This window comes from Bradyrhizobium aeschynomenes, assembly GCF_013178945.1.
GTDB classification, from domain to species: domain Bacteria; phylum Pseudomonadota; class Alphaproteobacteria; order Rhizobiales; family Xanthobacteraceae; genus Bradyrhizobium; species Bradyrhizobium aeschynomenes.
Genome location: NZ_JABFDM010000002.1, coordinates 657,951 through 676,969, shown reverse-complemented (window position 1 = coordinate 676,969; position 19,019 = coordinate 657,951). Strand labels below are relative to the sequence as shown.

The 19,019-nt window shown below is 65.1% G+C and carries 16 protein-coding genes; 8 read left to right on the top strand and 8 right to left on the bottom strand.

Translation table 11 applies throughout. The annotated features are described in order from the left end of the window. Positions 1 to 52: 52 nt before the first annotated feature. From HL666_RS07700 to HL666_RS07690, 3 genes are read left to right on the top strand one after another with little or no spacing between them, the layout of a single operon-like run. On the top strand, positions 53 to 847 hold the full coding sequence (locus tag HL666_RS07700; protein WP_172112022.1) for an enoyl-CoA hydratase/isomerase: 795 nt from the start codon (positions 53 to 55) through the stop codon (positions 845 to 847). After that, the gene (locus tag HL666_RS07695) at positions 844 to 1,833 is read left to right on the top strand and encodes a phosphotransferase family protein (RefSeq protein WP_172180690.1); all 990 of its coding nucleotides are present in this window, start codon (positions 844 to 846) and stop codon (positions 1,831 to 1,833) included. The genes HL666_RS07700 and HL666_RS07695 overlap by 4 nt, the downstream gene beginning before the upstream one ends. Continuing rightward, positions 1,833 to 2,219, top strand: a complete 387-nt coding sequence (locus HL666_RS07690; protein WP_172180688.1) for a DUF6285 domain-containing protein — start codon at positions 1,833 to 1,835, stop codon at positions 2,217 to 2,219. The genes HL666_RS07695 and HL666_RS07690 overlap by 1 nt, the downstream gene beginning before the upstream one ends. A 247-nt stretch (positions 2,220 to 2,466) precedes the next feature. Here the strand turns inward: HL666_RS07690 and HL666_RS07685 are convergent, their stop codons facing one another. Next, entirely contained in the window at positions 2,467 to 3,246 is a 780-nt protein-coding gene (locus HL666_RS07685; protein ID WP_172112025.1) for an enoyl-CoA hydratase-related protein, read from the bottom strand. Positions 3,247 to 3,412: 166 nt separating this feature from the next. Here HL666_RS07685 and HL666_RS07680 point away from each other — a divergent pair, with 166 nt between their 5' ends. After that, on the top strand, positions 3,413 to 4,687 hold the full coding sequence (locus HL666_RS07680) for an acyl-CoA dehydrogenase family protein (protein WP_172180686.1): 1,275 nt from the start codon (positions 3,413 to 3,415) through the stop codon (positions 4,685 to 4,687). Between the two features lie 313 nt (positions 4,688 to 5,000). Here HL666_RS07680 and HL666_RS07675 read toward each other — a convergent pair whose 3' ends face one another. Both HL666_RS07675 and HL666_RS07670 read right to left on the bottom strand, forming a co-directional pair. After that, on the bottom strand, positions 5,001 to 6,581 hold the full coding sequence (locus HL666_RS07675; protein ID WP_172180684.1) for a fatty acid--CoA ligase: 1,581 nt from the start codon (positions 6,579 to 6,581) through the stop codon (positions 5,001 to 5,003). Between the two features lie 129 nt (positions 6,582 to 6,710). After that, on the bottom strand, positions 6,711 to 7,586 hold the full coding sequence (locus HL666_RS07670) for an SDR family oxidoreductase (RefSeq protein WP_172112028.1): 876 nt from the start codon (positions 7,584 to 7,586) through the stop codon (positions 6,711 to 6,713). Between the two features lie 102 nt (positions 7,587 to 7,688). Here HL666_RS07670 and HL666_RS07665 point away from each other — a divergent pair, with 102 nt between their 5' ends. The 3 genes from HL666_RS07665 to ppc all read left to right on the top strand — a co-directional run bounded on the left by HL666_RS07665 (position 7,689) and on the right by ppc (position 13,142). Next, positions 7,689 to 8,498, top strand: a complete 810-nt coding sequence (locus tag HL666_RS07665; protein WP_172180682.1) for a crotonase/enoyl-CoA hydratase family protein — start codon at positions 7,689 to 7,691, stop codon at positions 8,496 to 8,498. A gap of 177 nt (positions 8,499 to 8,675) precedes the next feature. After that, positions 8,676 to 10,220 (top strand): acyl-CoA synthetase, encoded by a 1,545-nt coding sequence (locus tag HL666_RS07660; RefSeq protein ID WP_172180680.1) that lies wholly within the window; start codon positions 8,676 to 8,678, stop codon positions 10,218 to 10,220. 138 nt (positions 10,221 to 10,358) lie between these two features. Continuing rightward, entirely contained in the window at positions 10,359 to 13,142 is a 2,784-nt protein-coding gene (ppc, locus tag HL666_RS07655; protein ID WP_172180678.1) for a phosphoenolpyruvate carboxylase, read from the top strand. Positions 13,143 to 13,575: 433 nt separating this feature from the next. On the opposite strand, the gene HL666_RS07650 is transcribed toward ppc, so the two are convergent. The 5 genes from HL666_RS07650 to HL666_RS07630 all read right to left on the bottom strand — a co-directional run bounded on the left by HL666_RS07650 (position 13,576) and on the right by HL666_RS07630 (position 18,503). Further along, positions 13,576 to 13,824 carry a hypothetical protein gene (locus HL666_RS07650; protein WP_172180676.1) on the bottom strand — a complete coding sequence of 83 codons (249 nt, stop codon included), beginning with the start codon at positions 13,822 to 13,824 and terminating at the stop codon, positions 13,576 to 13,578. Positions 13,825 to 14,508: 684 nt separating this feature from the next. Then, entirely contained in the window at positions 14,509 to 15,624 is a 1,116-nt protein-coding gene (locus tag HL666_RS07645; RefSeq protein WP_172180674.1) for an SMP-30/gluconolactonase/LRE family protein, read from the bottom strand. A 127-nt stretch (positions 15,625 to 15,751) separates the two neighbouring features. Then, complete coding sequence (locus HL666_RS07640; RefSeq protein ID WP_172180673.1) at positions 15,752 to 16,666, bottom strand: SDR family oxidoreductase; 915 nt, start codon at positions 16,664 to 16,666, stop codon at positions 15,752 to 15,754. Between the two features lie 279 nt (positions 16,667 to 16,945). Next, a complete protein-coding gene (locus HL666_RS07635) occupies positions 16,946 to 18,085 on the bottom strand; it encodes a thiolase C-terminal domain-containing protein (RefSeq protein WP_172112035.1) in 1,140 nt (379 codons plus the stop codon). A gap of 4 nt (positions 18,086 to 18,089) precedes the next feature. Further along, positions 18,090 to 18,503 carry a Zn-ribbon domain-containing OB-fold protein gene (locus tag HL666_RS07630; RefSeq protein ID WP_172180671.1) on the bottom strand — a complete coding sequence of 138 codons (414 nt, stop codon included), beginning with the start codon at positions 18,501 to 18,503 and terminating at the stop codon, positions 18,090 to 18,092. 191 nt (positions 18,504 to 18,694) lie between these two features. Here HL666_RS07630 and HL666_RS07625 point away from each other — a divergent pair, with 191 nt between their 5' ends. Then, positions 18,695 to 19,018, top strand: coding sequence for an AtuA-related protein (locus tag HL666_RS07625; RefSeq protein WP_172180670.1), 324 nt, complete (start codon positions 18,695 to 18,697; stop codon positions 19,016 to 19,018). Position 19,019 lies beyond the last annotated feature (1 nt).

Here is a 19,019-nt window from a genome sequence, read left to right as displayed (position 1 = left end):
GAAATTTCCGCCGCGAAGAATGCCGCCTTCGAAAAGCTCTTGAGAGGAAACCATGCAGTTCAAGCACGTCACGCTCGATTTCGACGGGCCCGTCGCCATCCTCACGCTCGATCATCAGGAGGTGATGAACGCGGTCTCGATGGACATGCTCGGCGGGCTCGCCGAGGCCCTCGACGAGATCGAGGAGAAGAAGGCCGAGGTGCGTTGTCTCGTCGTCACCGGCGCGGGACGCGCGTTCTGCACCGGCGCCAACCTCCAGGGGCGCAACGCACAGGCCAAGCCCGGCCGCAGCAATGCCGGCGCGGCGCTCGAGACCGCCTTCCATCCCTTCCTGCGCCGGCTGCGCAATTTGCATTGCCCGATCGTCACATCGGTGAACGGCCCGGCCGCCGGCGCCGGCATGAGCTTCGCGCTGATGGGCGACATGATCCTGTGCGCGAAATCCGCCTACTTCCTGCAGGCGTTCCGCCGCATCGGCCTGGTGCCGGATTGCGGCTCGACCTGGCTGCTGCCGCGCCTCGTCGGCAAGGCCCGGGCGATCGAGCTGTCGCTGCTCGGCGAGAAGCTGCCGGCGGAGACGGCGCTGCAATGGGGACTCGTCAACCGCGTCTATGACGACGCGGCGCTGAAGGAGGAGACGATGAAGCTCGCCCATGAGCTCGCCAACGGGCCGACCGTGGCGCTGGCGCAGATCCGCGGGCTGTATTGGGACAGCCCGGAGAACTCGTTCGAGGAGCAACTCAACGCGGAATTCCAATCGCAGCGGATCGCCGGCAGCACCGCCGATTTCAAGGAAGGTGTGAGCGCGTTCCTCGAGAAGCGTCCCGCCAAGTTCAAGGGCCAATGATCGAGACCGAGCTGTCCCGCTGCGTCGCCTCGTTCATGGCGGGGGCGACCGGCGTGCGTGGCGCCGCAAAGCTCTCCGGCGGCGCCAGCCAGGAGACGTGGCGCTTCGACATCGTCCATCCCGACGGCGATGTCGGCGCCATCCTGCGCCGCTCGCCGAAGGGATATGGCGCGGCGCCCGGCCGCGCTGCCGGGCTCGACAACGAGGCCACCTTGATGCGGCTCGCACACGCCGCCGGCGTGCCGTCGCCCGAGGTGCTGCACGTGCTGAGCCCTGAGAATGATCTCGGCACCGGCTTCATCATGCGCCGCGTCGAGGGTGAGACCATTGCGCGCAAGATCCTGCGCGATCCGCAGTACGCGCAAGCACGGCCGCGGCTGGCGCGTCAGCTCGGCGGCATCGCCGCCGGCATCCACGGCATTTCGCGCGCGGCGCTGCCGGCCTTGCGGGAGATGAGCACGACCAAGGAAATCGCGGAGCTCGCGCGCGAATATCGCAGCTTCGACTGGCCGCGGCCGGTATTCGATCTGGCGCTGCGCTGGCTGGCGCAGAATGATCCCGGGCCCTCTGCGGAGGTGTCTCTGGTGCACGGCGATTTCCGCAACGGCAATCTCATCATCGGCACTGACGGGGTGCTCGCCGTGCTCGACTGGGAGCTCGCCCATCTCGGCGATCCCATGGAGGACCTCGGCTGGATCTGCGTCAACTCCTGGCGCTTCGGCGAGATCGATAAGCCCGTCGGCGGCTTCGGCCCGCGCGAGGAGCTGTTCGCCGGCTACGAGGCCGCGGGCCGCAAGGTGGACGCAGACCGGGTGAAATTCTGGGAGGTCATGGGCACCTTGCGCTGGGGCGTGATGTGCTGCGGCATGATGCAGCGGTTCCGCCAAGGTCCCGACCATTCGATGGAGCGCGCCATGATTGGCCGCCGCGCCTCGGAAACGGAAATCGATCTGCTGCGGCTGCTGGCGCCGCGAGGGGAGGGCTGATGCAGGACGAACCGACGCCGACCGAGCTGGTGCAGGCCGTGGCGGATTTCCTGCGCCATGACATCGCCCCGCTGATCTCCGGTCACCAGGCGTTCAAGCTCCGCGTCGGCATCAACGCGCTGGATCTCGTTGTGCGGCAGTTGACCCAGGCGACAGCGGCGGACGCGGCGGAGTATGCGCGGCTGAAGCGACTGCTCGGACAGGACGGCGCGTTGATCGATCTCAATCGCGTGCTTGCGGAGCAGATCGCGAGCGGTGCCCTCGACCTCGCGACGCCGGGGCTGAAGGAGCACCTCTGGCAGACCACGCTCGACAAGCTCGCTGTCGACCAGCCCAACTATGCCTCCTACAAGCGCGAGGCAGGGAGAGGCCAAGATGGCGCCTAACTCTCCGTCGTCATTGCAAGCAGCGTCAGCGACGAAGCAATCCAGACTGTTTCTGCAGAGGCCGTCTGGATTGCTGCGCTTCGCTCGCAATGACGGTGGTGAGAGCGGAACAGGTCCGTCCACCACCTCAGCTGTCATTCCGGGATCCGCCGTAAGGCGCAGGCCCGGAATCCATACTCCCGATCGTGGTTATGGATTCCGGGCTCGCGACTGTGTCGCGCCCCGGAATGACGAGCTTAGCGAGGAGTCACCGCCCCAGCCAGTTCGGCGGCCGCTTCTCCGAGAATGCCTTCGGACCCTCGATGTAGTCCTGCGAATGGATCATCGCCTGCACCGCCGGATAGTCGCGCTGCTCGGTGATGGCCTGCTCCAGCGACACGGCCAGGCCCTTCTCGATCGCCTGCTTCGAGGCGCGGATCGACATCGGCGAGTTCTTGGCGATCGTCTCGGCCCAGCGTTCCGCGGCGGCCAGCGCCTCGCCCTGCGGCACCACCTCGTTGACGAAGCCGAGCTCGTGCCCCTCGCGGGCGCCGACATGGCGGCCGGTCAGGATCATGCCCATCGCGCGCTTCATGCCGATCTGGCGCGGCAGCCGCTGCAGGCCGCCGGCCAGCGCGGCAAGGCCGACGCGCGGCTCGGGCAGGGCGAAGGTTGCATTCTCGGAGGCGATGATCAGGTCGCAGGCCAGCGCGATCTCGAAGCCGCCGCCCATCGCAACGCCGTTGACGGCCGCGATCAGCGGCTTGTCGCAGTCGAAGCGCGAGGTGAGACCACCGAATCCGCTTCGGCCCCAGCCGCGCTTGCCGCCGGCCGCCTGCCATTTCAGGTCGTTGCCGGCGCAGAACGCCTTGTCGCCCTCGCCGGTGACGATCGCGACCCATTGTTCGGGATCAGCAGCGAAGCCGTCGAACACCGCCTCGAGCTCGTAGTGTGCGTCGGTATGCAGCGCGTTGTAGACCTCGGGGCGGGCGAGGGTCACGATCGTGACGGGTCCCTTGCGCGTGATCTTCGAGAATTTCAGCTCCATCGGCCGTTCCTCCTGGTTTCTGATTGGCAACGTTGCGCGAGCTTAGCGCCTTCACTGCGTTGGCAATCATCCAAATACGCAACCGCGCTGCGCGCCACAAGCACGCGGCGGAGAGCCGGCCCGACCACAATCAAGAACAACAACGACACGCACTGGGAGACACGCCATGGATTTTTCCTTGCCGAAGGAACTGGTCGCCTATCTCGACGAGCTCGACCGCTTCATCGCCGCTGAGATCAAGCCGCTCGAGGAGGCCGACGACAATATCCGCTTCTTCGATCATCGCCGCGAATGGGCGCGCACCGATTTCGAGCATGGCGGCCTGCCGCGGCATGAGTGGGAGCAGCTGCTGCGCAAGGCCAAGGACCGCGCCGACGCAGCGGGGCACCTGCGCTTCGCGATTCCGAAGCGCTATGGCGGCAAGGACGGCTCCAACCTCTGGATGGCCGTGATCCGGGAGCATTTCGCCTCGAAGGGGCTCGGCCTGCACAACGACCTGCAGAACGAGCATTCGATAGTCGGCAATCTGCCGATCGTCACCATGCTCGACCGCTATGGCCGCGACGATCAGAAGGCGATGATCGACGGCTCGATCACCGGCAAATATCGCATCACTTTCGGCCTCACCGAACCGCACCACGGCTCGGATGCGACCCATATGGAAACGAAGGCTGTCCCGGCGACCCGCGACAACGTCAAGGGCTGGCTGATCAATGGCGAGAAGATGTGGACGACGGGCATGCACGTCGCCACCCACTGCGCTCTGTTCGCGCGCACATCGGGCAATGACGGCGATGCCCGCGGCATCACCTGCTTCCTGGTGCCGGCGAAGACCGAGGGCGTGAAGGTCGAGGAGTATCTCTGGACCTTCAACATGCCGACGGATCATCCCCGCGTCAGCTTCACCGACGTGTTCGTGCCGGAGGATGCGCTGTTCGGCGAGGTCGGGCGCGGGCTGTCGCTGGCGCAATGCTTCGTGCACGAAAACCGCATCCGGCAGGCAGCGAGCTCGCTCGGCGCCGCGGTGTTCTGTATCAATGAGAGCGTCACTTACGCGCGGGAGCGGAAGCCGTTCGGCAAGGCGCTGGCCGAGAACCAGGCGATCCAGTGGCCGCTGGTTGAGCTGGCGACGCAGGCGGAGATGCTGCGGCTCCTGATCCGCAAGACCGCCTGGGAGATGGACCAGCTCACCCAGGCGCAGGTCGAGCATACGCTGTCCGACAAGGTCTCGATGTGCAACTACTGGGCTAACCGCCTGTGCTGCGAGGCCGCCGACCGCGCCATCCAGGTCCATGGCGGGATGGGCTATTCGCGCCACAAGCCGTTCGAGCACATCTACCGCCACCACCGCCGCTACCGCATCACCGAGGGCAGCGAGGAGATCCAGATGCGGAAGGTGGCGGGCTTCCTGTTCGGGTATATGGGGGTGAACAAGAGGTGAGTTCGTCGTAGTTCAGCCATCGTGAGCGTCAGCGCAGCAATCCAGACCTGTCACTTGGCCCCTGGATTGCTTCGGCGCAAGGGCGCCTCGCAATGAGGGTGGGGAGAGCGCGCAAACTCTCTCCGCCGTCATTCCGGGGCGTGCGCAGCACGAGCCCGGAATCCATAACCACGACCGCCCGCGTGACGAAGACCAGCGCCACAACCAGATCGCGCCCCACCCGGTTTCATGAGTATGGATTCCGGGTTCGCCCCGCTGCGCGGCGCGCCCCGGAATGACTCGTGGAGCGGGCACGCTCCCCGTCCGCCAATAGTCAATTCACCTGCCGGTCCTTTCCCGCCCAATACGGATCGCGCAGATTCCGCCGCAGGATCTTGCCCGAGGGATTGCGCGGCAATGCGTCGAGGAAGTCGACGGTCTTCGGCGTCTTGAAGCCGGCGATGCGGGTGCGGGTGAAATTGATGATGTCGGTCGCAGTCACCTGCTTGCCCGGCTTCATCACGACGACCGCCTTGACGGCCTCGCCCCATTGGTCGTCGGGAATGCCGATCACGGCGGCCTCGGCAACATCGGGATGGTCGCAGATCGCGCTTTCGACCTCGGCCGGATAGATGTTCTCGCCGCCGGAGATGATCATGTCCTTGATGCGGTCGTGGATATAGACGTAGCCGTCCTCGTCCATGTAGCCGGCGTCACCGGTGCGCAGCCAGCCGTCCTTGTCGAGCGTGCGCGCGGTTGCCTCAGGCAGGTTCCAGTAGCCGGCCATGTTGGAGCCGGAGCGCGTGGCGATCTCGCCGACTTCGCGCGGCGGCAGCGGATTGCCGTTGACATCGATGATCGCGACCTCGATGCCGGGCAGTGGCTTGCCGGCCGAGCGCATCCGCTCGAGGCCCTCGACATGGTCCTCCGGCGGCAGCGCGATGATGGTGCCGGTGGTCTCGGTCATCCCGTACATCTGCACGAAGCCGCATTTGAACACGTCGATGCATTCCTTGAGCAGCGCTGCCGGAATCGGCGAGGCGCCGTAGAGCATGTATTTGAGCCGCGAGAAATCGACCTGCCGCGCGCGCGGCTGCCGCACCACGAACTGCATCGCGGCGGGCACCATGAACAGTTTGGTGATGCCGGACTGCTCGAAGAAATCGAGGATCTTGGTCGGATCGAACTCGCGCGCGATGACGCCGCGGGCGCCGTGATAGAGGCTCATCAGGCCCCAGCCGGAGCCGCCGATGTGGAATATCGGCATCGCAATCAGTGAGACGTCGTCGGTCGACCATTTGTTCCAGTCCGGCTTTTCGTCCGGATTGCCGGTGTTGACGAGATTGAGGAAGTTCGCGTGCGACAGCATCGCGCCTTTCGGCTTGCCCGTCGTGCCGGAGGTGTAGAGCTGCAGCGCGATATCCTTCGGCGTGATTGCGACGTCGGGATCATCGGCGCTCTGTGCGTCGCGCCAGGCGGTGTAGTCCTGCCATTCCGGCGCGCCGCCCTCCGTGGTGATGATGTGCCGCACGCTCGGCAACTGGTCGCGGATCTGTCGGATCAACGTGATGAATTCGGGCCCGACGAACAGGGCAGGGGCCCTGCAGTCCTCGACGATGAACGCGACCTCAGGACCGGCCAGCCGCCAGTTCACCGGCGCCATCACGACGTTGGCCTTCATGGCGCCGACCAGCAGCTCGAAATAGAAGTCGCTGTTCTTGCCGAAATAGGCGATCCGCTCACCCGGCTTGAGGCCCAGCGCCTTCAGCGCATTGGCGACCTGGTTGGTCTTGCGGTCGAATTCGGCAAAGCTGGTGATGCGGCCTTCGAACTCATAGGCGGTGGCGGAGCCGAGTGCCTGCGCTTGGCTGCGCACGACGTCGACGAGCGTCGACGCTGCCGTCGTGACGGACATGTTTCCCCTCCGATTGTGCCGTGTTCTTCGTTTTATGTTTGGTCATCTCGCCCCGGATTGCGTCCAGGGCGAGCATCGTTCGATCAGTCTACAGGTCGTGGCCTGCCGATCAACAGCGTGGTCGGCCCGTCAGCTCGAGCGCGTCGCGCGGTCCTTCTCGTTCTGCGCCTTGATCGATTCCTTGGCCTTGGTCCAGTCGTCGTCGCTCCAGTCGCGCAGCTGATAGAAATTGCCGCCCATCGCCAGCGCTTGGGCGCCATCCATCGCGATGGTCTCGCCATTGATCCAGTTGCAGCCGCCGGAGATCAGGAACACGGCGAGGTTCTGCAATTCCTCCATGGTCCCGACGCGGCCCATCGGGTTCATCGCCTTGGTGCGCGCGCCCGCCTCGTCGCCCGGCTTGATGCGCTTGCTCATGCCCTCGGTCGGGATTTCGCCGGGGGCGATGGTGTTGAGGCGGATGCCGTAGCGGCCCCATTCGGTCGCGAGCGACATCGTCATGGCATGGATCGCCGACTTGCTCATCGCCGACGGCACCACATAGGGCGAGCCGTTGCGCACCCAGGTCACCGTGATCGACACCACGTTGCCCGGCTGTTTCGCCGCGATCCAGCGCTTGCCGACGGCATGCGTCACGTAGAAGGTGCCGTGCATGACGATGTTGGCCACCGCGTCGAATCCGCGCGGACTCAATTCCTCGGTGCGGGAAATGAAATTGCCGGCGGCGTTGTTGATGAGATCGGTGAGGCCGCCTTCCTGGAAGATCGCCTCGATCATCTCTTCGACCGCCATCGCATTGCGGATGTCGACGCCGTGGCTGGTGACGCGGCCGCCATAGAGGTCCATCAATTCGGTCGCGGTCTCGTCGCAGACGATTTTCCGTCGGCCGCAAATATGGACTTCCGCGCCGAGCTGGAGGAAGCGGGCGGCCATCGCCTTGCCGAGGCCGGTGCCGCCGCCGGTCACCAGAATGCGTCGACCTTCGAGCAGATTGTCCTTGAACATGGAAGTTTCCGCCTGACATGTTGTGAGTTAATTGGTCGATTGACTAAACTGCTCCGACAGCCTTCTGTAAAGTCACAAAGACAATCGTGAGGAGACTGCCCGATGGACAACCGCATTGCGATCGAGATCAAGGACGGCGTCGCCGATGTCCGCCTGGTCCGGGCCGACAAGATGAATGCGTTGGACATGGAGATGTTTTCGGCGCTGGTGGCCGCGACCGATCGGCTGTCCAACGAAAAGGGCGTGCGCGCCGTGGTGCTGTCCGGCGAGGGCCGCGCGTTCTGCGCCGGGCTCGACATGGGACGCTTCGCGGCGATGAAGGAGTCCGGCGGCAACGGCATACCCGGGGGCGAGAAGCGCGATCTGACCGTTCGCACCCACGGCAAGGCGAACTTCGCCCAGCAGGCGGTATGGGGCTGGCGGCAACTGCCGGTGCCGGTGATTGCTGCGGTGCATGGCGTGGCCTATGGCGGCGGCTTCCAGCTCGCGCTCGGCGCCGACATGCGCTACGTCGCGCCGGAGACCAAGCTGTCGATCATGGAGATCAAATGGGGCCTCGTGCCCGATATGGCCGGCACGCCGATCCTCGCGACCTTGATGCGCGACGATATCCTGCGCGAGCTGACCTATACCGGTCGGGTGTTCTCGCCGGAGGAGGGGCAGGCTTACGGTCTCGTCACCCGCATCTGCGCCGATCCGCGCGCGGCGGCGCTGGAGACGGCGCGTGAGATCGCCGGCAAGAACCCCGATGCGATCCGCGCCGCGAAGCGGATGCTGAACAACCTCTCCGTCGATCCGGGCCCGGCGTTGCTGGCGGAATCGGTCGAGCAGCAGAAGCTGATCGGCAGCCCGAACCAGTTGGAATCGGTGCGGGCGAACATCGAGAAGCGTGCGCCGAAGTTCGCGGACTGACGCAGTCATTCTGGGATGCTCCGAAGGAGCAGACCCGGACTCTTGAGATTCTCCGGTGCGCAAGCGCGCACCATAGTTCGATGCTCCGCGCAAAACGTCTCCACAGTTTTGTCGCGCGCATCGCCTCGGAATGACGACAACACGCGAACCGACGTCAGATCGGACAAGGCAACAATAATGGAAACGTCCTCCCTGTTCTGCGGCATCATCTCCGGCGATCGCCGGCGCAGCCACTCCGAGATCGTCGACCGCGCCGCGCGGATCGCGAGCGGTCTTGCACAGCTCGGCGTGCGCCAGGGCGATTGCGTCTGCATGCTGATGCGCAACGACATCGCCTTCATCGAGGCGGCCTATGGCGCGATGCGGCTGGGCGCCTATGGCGTGCCGGTGAACTGGCACTTCAAGCCGGAGGAGATCGACTACATCCTCAAGGACTCCGCAACGCGGGTGCTGATCGGTCACGCCGATCTCCTGCACCAGTTGCGCGGTCTGATCCCATCCGGCGTCACCGTGATCAGCGTCCCGACGCCGCCCGAAATCCTGTCCAACTACAAGATCGATTCCGATCTGCTCGAAACGCCCGACCTCGCCGTCGCGCTGGAGGATTGGCTCGCCCGGCAGAGCCCTTACGAAGGGCCGCAGGTGCCGCAGCCGCAGAACATGATCTACACCTCGGGCACGACCGGCCACCCGAAGGGCGTGCGTCGCAACGCGCCGACGATCGAGCAGGCGGCCTCGGCCGAGCGGATGCGGGCGCTGATCTATGGCCTGCAGCCGGGCGCGCGGGCGCTGTTGCCGGGGCCGCTGTACCATTCGGCGCCGAACGCCTTCGGCTTGCGGGCCGGCCGGCTCGGTGGCGCCCTGGTGCTGATGCCGCGGTTCGAGCCGTTGGAGTTTCTCGCCATCCTTCAGGCGGAGCGGATCGATACCATCTTCATGGTCCCGACCATGTTCATCCGGCTGATGAAGTTGCCCGAGGAGGTGCGCCGCGGCTACGACGTGTCGTCGCTGCGCCATGTCATCCACGCCGCCGCACCGTGCCCCGCCGACGTCAAGCGCGCGATGATCGAATGGTGGGGGCCTGTCATCTACGAGTTCTACGGCTCGACCGAATCCGGCGCGGTGACCTTCGCGACCTCGGAGGACGCGCTGAAAAAGCCCGGCACCGTCGGCAAGGTCTCGCCCGGCGCCGAGCTTCGGTTTCTCGGTGAGGACGGTCGCGTGCTGCCGCAGGGCGAGGTCGGCGAAATCTATTCGCGCATCGCGGGCAACCCGGACTTCACCTATCACAACAAGCCGGAGAAGCGCGCCGAGATCGATCGCGACGGCTTCATCACCTCCGGCGACGTCGGCTACATGGACGCCGAGGGCTACGTCTTCCTGTGTGACCGCAAGCGCGACATGGTGATCTCCGGCGGCGTCAACATCTATCCGGCCGAAATCGAGGCGGTGCTTCACGCGGTGCCCGGCGTGCATGATTGCGCTGTGTTCGGCATTCCAGACGCCGAATTCGGCGAGGCGCTGATGGCCGTGGTCGAACCGCAGCCCGGCGTGACGTTGGATACGGGCGAGATCAAGGCGCGGCTGAAAACCTCGCTGGCCGACTACAAGGTGCCCAGGCAGATCGAAATCCACGACAAACTGCCGCGCGAGGATTCCGGCAAGATCTTCAAACGGCGGCTGCGCGACCCGTATTGGGAGCGGGCCGGACGGAAGATCTAGTGCAAAGGCGGCATTCGGTGGCGAGCGGAGACGAAACCCGCATCGAATAGGGCAGGCGACGCCTCTTTCTTGATCTTGCGCTGCAATGCAGATACGGCAGACTGACCCGTAAATGGGCAGCTGCTGGAGAGCGCATCCATGTCGCCGCAAGCCATACCAGAGGAAATCCGTCCCAATCGCGCCGCCGAGGCGCAGGCCATGGAGGAGGACGCGCGGCTCCGGGACGATATCCGGCTGCTCGGCCGCATCCTCGGCGACACCGTCCGGGACCAGGAGGGCGCCGAATTGTTCGACCTTGTCGAGCGCATCCGCCAGACCTCGGTGCGTTTCCATCGCGACGAGGATCGGCAGGCACGGCACGAGCTCGAGCAGATCCTCGACGGCATGTCGACCGCGGAGACCGTCCGCATCGTCCGCGCCTTCAGCTATTTCTCCCACCTCGCCAACATTGCCGAGGACCAGAACAACATACGTCGCATGCGTGCCAAGAGCGATGCCAACGGCGGCGCCGGCATGCTGGCGGCGACGCTCGCACATGCCAAGTCGGCTGGCTTCGAGGCGGCGGAGCTGCGCAAGTTCTTTTCCACCGCACTGGTCAGCCCGGTCCTCACCGCCCATCCGACGGAAGTGCGGCGCAAGAGTACGATGGATCGCGAGATGGAGATCGCGATGCTGCTCGACCGCCGCGAGCGGATGCAGCTGACGCCGGACGAGCGCGAGGCCAATGACGAGGCGCTGCGCCGCGCCGTGTTGACCCTGTGGCAGACCAACCTGCTGCGCCGGACCAAGCTCACGGTGCTCGACGAGGTCACCAACGGGCTGTCGTTCTACGACTACACCTTCCTGCGCGAGGTGCCCCGGCTGTTGTGCGCGCTGGAGGATCGGCTCAACGACGGCGCCGAGGTCGCAGGTGACCTCGCGTCGTTCCTGCGCATGGGCAGCTGGATCGGCGGCGACCGCGACGGCAACCCGTTCGTGACTGCCGAGGTGATGCGGGGAACGCTGAAGCTGCAATCCAGCCTGGCTTTGCACTATTATCTCGAGGAGCTGCATCTGCTCGGCAGTGAGCTGTCCATTGCAGCCCATCTCGCCGACGTCTCCGAAGAGCTGCGCGTGCTCGCCGAGCGCTCGCCCGACACCTCCCCACACCGCAGCGGCGAACCGTATCGGCTGGCGGTCTCCGGCATCTATGCGCGCCTCGCGGCCACCGCAAAGAAGCTCGGCATCCAGATCAGCCGCCTGCCGGTGGCGGCGGTCGCGCCTTACGACAGCGTCAAGCAGCTGCAAGACGATCTCGACGTGCTGCATCGCTCGCTGATCGCCAACAATGCCGAGGTGATCGCGCGCGGCCGGCTGCGGATGCTCCGGCGCGCCGTGGACTGCTTCGGCTTCCATCTGGCGCGGCTCGACATTCGCCAGAACTCGGCGGTGCATGAGCGCACCGTGGCCGAGCTGATCGACACCGCGATGCCCGGCATGTCCTACATGGCGCTGAGCGAGGACGCCCGCGTCGGCCTGCTCGTGAGCGAGCTGCGCAACACCCGCCCGCTGGTGTCGCAGTTCGTGAAATACAGTGACGAGACCGTCGGGGAGCTCGCGCTGTTCCGCGCCGCGGCCGAGGCGCACGCCACCTTCGGCGCCGACGTGATCACCCAGTGCATCATCTCGATGTGCAAGGGCATGTCGGACATGCTCGAGGTCGCGCTGCTCTTGAAGGAGGTCGGCCTGATCGACCCCTCCGGTCGCTGCGGCGTCAACATCGTGCCGCTGTTCGAGACCATCGAGGATCTGCAGGCGTCCAGCGGCATCATGGACCGGATGCTGGCGCTGCACGATTATCGCCGCCTGGTCGATAGCCGCGGCGCCGTGCAGGAGGTGATGCTCGGCTATTCCGACAGCAACAAGGATGGCGGATTCGTCACCTCGGGCTGGGAACTCTACAAGGCCGAGATCCATCTCGTCGAAATCTTCGAGCGCCATAACGTCAGGCTGCGGCTGTTCCATGGCCGCGGCGGTTCGGTCGGCCGCGGCGGCGGCCCGAGCTATGACGCCATCATCGCGCAGCCCGGCGGCGCCGTGAACGGTCAGATCCGCATCACCGAGCAGGGTGAGATCATCTCCAGCAAATATTCCAACGCTGAAGTCGGCCGCAACAACCTCGAGATTCTCGCGGCGGCAACGCTCGAGGCCAGCTTGCTGCATCCGCGGCAGCCGGCGCCGAAGCGCGAATATCTCACCGCGATGGACCGGCTCTCCGAGCTTGCGTTCAAGGCCTATCGCGGCCTGGTCTATGAGACCGACGGCTTCGTCGATTATTTCTGGGCCTCGACCGTCATCAACGAGATCGCGACCTTGAACATCGGCAGCCGTCCGGCCTCGCGCAAGAAGACCCGTGCGATCGAGGACCTCCGCGCGATTCCCTGGGTGTTCTCCTGGGCGCAGTGCCGGCTGATGCTGCCGGGTTGGTACGGCTTCGGCAGCGCGGTCGAGACCTGGATCGCGGAGAACCCAGAGCAGGGCATGCCGTTCCTGCGCGAGCTCAATCGCGAATGGCCGTTCTTCCGCATGCTGCTGTCGAACATGGACATGGTGCTCGCCAAGAGCTCGATCGCGATTGCCTCGCGCTATGCCGAGCTGGTGCCCGACGAAGTCTTGCGCGAAAAGATCTTCGGCCGCATCCGGCGGGAATGGAATCTGGTGATCGAGACGCTGCTCGACATCACCGGACAAGAGCGCCTGCTGCAAGGCAACCCGCTGCTGGAGCGCTCGGTACGCAACCGCTTTCCGTATCTCGACCCGCTCAACCATGTGCAAGTCGAGCTGTTGAAGGCGCACCGCGCCCAGAACCCGGACGAGCAGGTGCTGCGCGGGATTCAGCTGACCATCAACGGCATCTCGGCGGGCTTGAGGAATACGGGGTAGCCCGAGCCTGCGGCTACACACTCCCTGTCGTCCCGGCGAACGCCGGGACCCAGACCCACAGGGAGGAGTTTGAGGCACGCTGGTCGTTGGCCTTTTGCCCACCACGATCGCCGCGGCGTATGGGTCCCGGATCGGCGCTATGCCACGCTGGCGCGCGGCACGGCTTGTCCGGGACGACGGCGGGGTTTGTAGCTGCCGCAGGGTGGGCAAAGCGGCCGCCCGCAGGGCGGCTGCGTGCCCACCGTGATGCTGCACGTTCGGGGATAATGGTGGGCACGGCGCGCGAGAGAGCGCGGCTTGCGGGCGCAGGTTCGGTGGCGCGCCTTTGCCCACCCTACGGCAGTTACAAGCACCACCGGTAGCTACAAACACCGCCGTCGTCCCGGCGAACGCCGGGACCCAGACCCCCAGGGAGCGGATTGAGGCACGCTGGTCATTGGCCTTTGCCCAACATGACCGCTGCGGCGTATGGGTCCCGGATCGGCGCCACGCCGCGCTTCGCGCGTCGCGGCTTGTCCGGGACGACGACGGTGGATGCGGCGGATTCACGGCTGAAACAGCGGTCGGAAAAACGGGGACGTAAGTTGAAGTTCTCGCGGCGCATCACGCCCGAGCTTGCGATCAGTTCGTCCCTCGCAAACATGCAAGGGCGCGGGGAATGCCGGGTGAAGGCCTCACCCATGGCCCGCCTGCAGAAAAATTAGCAGGCGGCAGTCACCACAGGTTCAGCCGAACATCCGGCATTCCCCGCGCGATGTCTTCACGCTTATACGCGATCTCCCCGGTGTGCCGGCTCGTAGACACCGTCGCCCGCAGGATGCTGGGCATCACAACGGACTTGACGCCTGCTTCGGGGCGCCAGGACCACGCGATTTCGCGTCCGCAACGAAGCCGTTCGTCCGCGCATCCGTGAAGACACGCTGCGGCTCCATCGCGGCCATCGCATCCCCGCCTCGCGTGTCGTGACGATCGCGCGCTACGCCCCTTGCTCGAGGCGGGATGGCGGGAGAAAAGCATAACTTCTGAAAAATAGCAATACGTTTTCTTTTTTGAGAATCGTTTGAGTGGATTTCTGAGCGTTCGCGCCTCGATCCGCGTGTTCAAGGAGCGAGGCGAGAGTCCCGGCTTCGCTGCAGGATGCCTGCTCCGCTCAAGACCCGCGACCCTCACCCTGAGGAGCCGCCGCGGACGGCGTCTCGAAGGGTGAGGCCCGCTACTCGGGCCTCATGGTTCGAGACGCGCCTTCCGGCGCTCCTCACCATGAGGGTCGGGAGCCGAGGGGGCGCTGACTGCCGGACCATGAACACGCGTCAGCGTGTTCATGGTGAGGGCTGAGCGCCGACCCCGAAGCTGCGCATCGATCAGGCTAACAAATATGTGCGCCCTGTGTCTCCACATACACCGCATACAGCGACTGGCTGGCGGTCATGAACAGGCGGTTGCGCTTCTTGCCGCCGAAGCAGACGTTGGCGCAGATCTCGGGCAGCTTGATCTGGCCGATGCGCTGGCCGTCCGGCGCGAAGATGTGGACGCCGTCATAGCCCTCGCCGACCCAGCCGGCACCGACCCAGATGTTGCCGTCGATGTCGACCCGCAAGCCGTCCGGGAAGCCCGACTTGCCGTCGAGCGTCATGTCGATGAACGCCTTGGGGTTCGACAGCTTGTCGCCGTTGATGTCGTACTGCCAGACGACGTTCTTGGCGTTCGGATAGTGGGTGATGCCGGTGTCGCAGACATAGAGCTTCTTGTAGTCGTGGCTGAAGGCGATGCCGTTCGGCTTGAACGGCTCGTCCGCGACCTTGGTAACCGCGCCGGACTGCGCGTCGACGCGGTAGACGGCTTCCTTCTGGAACGGCTGGTTGGAGCCGTTGCGGACATTCTGGCCTTCATAGAGATTGATCGATCCGTAGCCGGGATCGGTGAACCAGATCGACTTGTCGGCGGGATTGACGACCATGTCGTTCGGGCCATTGAGCGGCTTGTCGTTGGCCTTCTCGGCGAGAACCGTGACCGTGCCATTGTGCTCGAAGCGGACGAGGCGGGTGCGTTCCGCGGTGATCTGCCGTCCCTCGTAGTCGAAGGTGTTGCCGTTGGATTCGTTCGAGGGTTTTCGAAACTGTTGGGAGATGTGGCCGTCGTCGTCGAGATAGCGCAGTTGCCGGTTGTTCGGGATGTCGCTCCAGACGAGGTACTGGCCCTGCGTGTTCCACGCCGGTCCTTCCGCCCAGAGGCAGCCGGTGAACAGGCGCTTGATGACGGTGTTGCCGACCTTGGCCTTGAAGCGCTTCTCGTCGATCACGACGATGTCGGGATCGGGATAGCGCTGCGGCTGCGCCCCCGGTCCGAAATCCCGCGCGATCGCCGGCGAGACCGCTGCTGCAGCAGCGGCAAAGCCTGCGACGCCTTTGAGGAGCGTGCGCCGGTCGAAGCGATCGGCTTCGGCCGGCACGTCCTTGATGAGATCGTGTCGTGAATTCGTCATGGTTTCCTCCAAACGTTTTTTGTTGGGAGGCGACCATACGACGGAATCGTGGCTTTCAGCGGGTTGTTCGGATAAAAAACAACTTGAGATAGTTTGCGCTGCGAGACGATTTTGCGCGCTGCAAATCTCAAATCGGATCCCAGCCGAACACGTCGGCGGAGCGATCGAGCTTGTAGAACGACGGCTTCAGCGCCGGCATGCCGTGCTCGGCGATGGTCTGCGGCGTCCAGCCTTCGCCGCGATGCACCGAGCGCAGCGGACGCGACTGGCCCATCAGGAAGATCTCATTCATGCGGACAGCGAAGATCTGGCCGGTGACGTCCTTGGAGACATCGCCCAGCAGATAGGCGACGACCGGCGCGATCTTTTCCGGGCCCATCCGCTTCATGCGCTCGACGCGCTCCTTCTCGGCCTCGGTCTCCGCTGGAATGGTGCCGATCATGCGGCTCCAGGCGAACGGCGAGACGCAGTTGGAGCGGACGTTGAAGCGGCCCATGTCGAGCGCGATCGACTTCGACAGGCCGACGATGCCGAGCTTGGCGGCCGCGTAGTTGGCCTGGCCATAATTGCCGATCAGGCCGGAGGTCGAGGTGAAGTGCACGAAGGAGCCGCTCTCCTGCTCGCGGAACAGCCGCGCCGCGGAGTGCGACACATAGAACGAGCCCATCAGATGCACCTTGATGACGGCCTCGAACGCCTCGATGCTCATCTTGTGGAAGATCATGTCGCGCAGGATGCCGGCATTGTTCACGACGCCGTCGAGCCGGCCGAAATGGTCGGTCGCGGCCTTCACGATCTTGCTGGCGGGGATCGCCTCGGAAACGCTCTCGAAATTCGCGACGGCGGTGCCGCCGGCCTTGCGGATCTCCTCGACCACTTCCTCCGCCGGCGCCGCGCTGGTGCCCGAACCGTCGGAGGCGACGCCGGGGTCGTTGACCACGACCTTGGCCCCTTCGGCGGCGCACAGCAGCGCGATCTCGCGGCCAATACCGCGGCCGGCGCCGGTGACGATGACGACTTTGTCCTGGAGTGATTTGGTCATGATGGTGTCCTTGGCTTGATGTGGGAATCTGGTTCGTCCGTTGGCCGCTGGCAACCGCATGTGAGGATCTGAGTCTTTCGCGACGCTGCCTCTACGTCGTCATGCCCGGGCTTGTCCCGGGCATCCACGTCCGTCCCAGTATGCCGGCCGACGTGGATGGCCGGGACAAGCCCGGCCATGACCGCGTGGAGAAAGCCGAACTCAACTCTGCACCATCACATGCGATTGCCTTGGAGGAGGAACGGAGCGAGGGAGAGTGCTCTGGAATGGCAGATGTCACTACCTCTCGTTCGTAAAGATGATCGTGCCCGACGCGGCGAACATGCCGCCGACGCCGTGACACACCGAGATCTTGGCTCCCGGCACCTGCGCCGGCGCGATGCCGCGCATCTGGCGCACGCTTTCCTGTAGCGCATACATGCCGTACATGCCGGAATGCATGTAGGACAGGCCGCCGCCATTGGTGTTGAGTGGCAGCTTGCCGCCGGGCCGGGTGTGTCCGGCGGCGATGAACGGCCCGGTCTCCTCATGCGGCATGAAGCCGAGATCGCCGAGCCCGAACAGCGGCAGATGCGCGAATGCATCGTAGATCATGAGATGGTCCACATCGGCATGCGTGATGCCGGCCTCCTTGAAGGCGAGGGGGCCCGCGACCTTGAAGGCGCGCGACGAGGTGAACGTCTCCATCTGGCTGACCATCGGCGTCTCCACGCTTTCGCCGGTGCCGAGAATGTATACGGGCTTGCGCGGAAAATCCTTCGCGCGATCGGCCGAGGTCAGGATCAGCGCGCCGCCGCCATCGGTGACGAGGCAGCATTGCAGCAGCCGGAACGGGTAGGCGATCATGCGCGAATTCAGGACGTCGTCGACCGTGATCGGGTCCTTCATCATCGCGCGCGGATTTTTCGCCGCCCATTCGCGCTGCACGACGGCGACCATCGCGAGTTGCTCATGGGTGATGCCGTAGGTCTTCATGTAGCGCAGCACGGGAATCGGGAACATGCTGGGCGGACCGTACACGCCGAACGGCGCCTCGAACTGGCCTTGCAGGCTGTCGGCGGGAATCGAGCGCGGCAGCTTGCCGATCATCGACTTGCCGCTCTCGGCATGGGTGATCAGCACGGTCTTGCACAGCCCGGCCTCGATCGCCGCCGCGGCGTGGCGGACATGCAGCATGAACGAGCAGCCGCCGACCGAGGTGCCGTCGACCCAGGTCGGGGTGATGCCGAGATAGTGGCACATCTGCTGCGGCGTCTCGACCGCGGTGGCGAAGCCGTCGATGTCGGACAGCTTGAGTCCGGCATCGGCGATCGCGTTCAGCGCGGCGTCCGCATGCAGCTGGATCTGCGACATGTTGGGAATGACGCCGAGCTCGGTGGTCTCGGCCGCGCCGACGACGGCAACCTGGTTTCTCCGCATGGCGCTATCCCTTCGCCGGTCGGAACAGGGGCAGGGTGATCTGCGCGTCGAGCGGCTCGAAGGTGACTTCAAGCGGCATGTCGAGCTCGAGCGCCTCCGGTGTCTGCGGGCAGCCGGTGATGTTGCTCATCATGCGCGGGCCTTCCTCCAGCGCGACGACGGCGATCGCGTAGGGCGGCGTGAAGCCGGGGGCGGCGGGGCGGTGGTTGATGACGTAGCTGTAGAGCGTGCCCTTGCCGGACGCCTTGAAAATGCTGACCTTGCGGCTGGCGCAGGACGGACAGAACGGGCGCGGCGGAAAATACACGTGAGCGCAGGCGTCGCAGCGCTGCAGGCGCAATTCGCCGGCGCGGGTGCCGTCCCAGAAATGCTGCGTCTCCGGCGTCGGCTTGGGGCGTGCGCGCATCGGCTCGGCCATCCCGGTGATCCTCCCTGCGACGGGCTCCGTCGCCCGTTCCTTTGCAGAGGTGATGCGCCATTTGACCGAGAGGCGTCAACGGTCCGTCTCGCCGCGCATACGGCTCTCCAGCAGGCGCAGAGGTGCGGGACGCAGCAATTGCCGCCTGATGAAAATTGGTCTTTGATGCTGTCGAGATGATCGGAGACGAGATGAAGCTGCGTGATATCGCCCATTCCAGGACCGGCGACAAAGGGGACACCTCGAACATCTCGGTCATTGCTTATGATCCCAGGCACTACCCGCTGCTGCTCGCGGAGGTGACGGCGGAGCGGGTCAGGGCGCACTTTGCCGGCATTGTCCAGGGTGAGGTGGTCCGCTATGAGCTGCCCAACATTGCGGCGCTGAATTTCGTGATGAGCCGGGCGCTCGGCGGCGGGGTGACCCGCTCGCTGGCGTTGGACGCGCACGGCAAGTCGCTGAGTTCCGCGCTGCTCGATCTCGATATTTCGGCTGACGCCGCTGACCATCGATAGG

Coding starts and splice junctions, on each gene's coding strand:
- HL666_RS07665 (WP_172180682.1), top strand. CDS start 7,689: ATGGACAACCGCATTGCGATCGAGATCAAGGACGGCGTCGCCGATGTC.
- HL666_RS07640 (WP_172180673.1), bottom strand. CDS start 16,666: ATGACCAAATCACTCCAGGACAAAGTCGTCATCGTCACCGGCGCCGGC.
- HL666_RS07630 (WP_172180671.1), bottom strand. CDS start 18,503: ATGGCCGAGCCGATGCGCGCACGCCCCAAGCCGACGCCGGAGACGCAG.
- HL666_RS07690 (WP_172180688.1), top strand. CDS start 1,833: ATGCAGGACGAACCGACGCCGACCGAGCTGGTGCAGGCCGTGGCGGAT.
- HL666_RS07695 (WP_172180690.1), top strand. CDS start 844: ATGATCGAGACCGAGCTGTCCCGCTGCGTCGCCTCGTTCATGGCGGGG.
- ppc (WP_172180678.1), top strand. CDS start 10,359: ATGTCGCCGCAAGCCATACCAGAGGAAATCCGTCCCAATCGCGCCGCC.
- HL666_RS07685 (WP_172112025.1), bottom strand. CDS start 3,246: ATGGAGCTGAAATTCTCGAAGATCACGCGCAAGGGACCCGTCACGATC.
- HL666_RS07625 (WP_172180670.1), top strand. CDS start 18,695: ATGAAGCTGCGTGATATCGCCCATTCCAGGACCGGCGACAAAGGGGAC.
- HL666_RS07660 (WP_172180680.1), top strand. CDS start 8,676: ATGGAAACGTCCTCCCTGTTCTGCGGCATCATCTCCGGCGATCGCCGG.
- HL666_RS07680 (WP_172180686.1), top strand. CDS start 3,413: ATGGATTTTTCCTTGCCGAAGGAACTGGTCGCCTATCTCGACGAGCTC.
- HL666_RS07670 (WP_172112028.1), bottom strand. CDS start 7,586: ATGTTCAAGGACAATCTGCTCGAAGGTCGACGCATTCTGGTGACCGGC.
- HL666_RS07675 (WP_172180684.1), bottom strand. CDS start 6,581: ATGTCCGTCACGACGGCAGCGTCGACGCTCGTCGACGTCGTGCGCAGC.
- HL666_RS07650 (WP_172180676.1), bottom strand. CDS start 13,824: ATGGGTGAGGCCTTCACCCGGCATTCCCCGCGCCCTTGCATGTTTGCG.
- HL666_RS07700 (WP_172112022.1), top strand. CDS start 53: ATGCAGTTCAAGCACGTCACGCTCGATTTCGACGGGCCCGTCGCCATC.
- HL666_RS07635 (WP_172112035.1), bottom strand. CDS start 18,085: ATGCGGAGAAACCAGGTTGCCGTCGTCGGCGCGGCCGAGACCACCGAG.
- HL666_RS07645 (WP_172180674.1), bottom strand. CDS start 15,624: ATGACGAATTCACGACACGATCTCATCAAGGACGTGCCGGCCGAAGCC.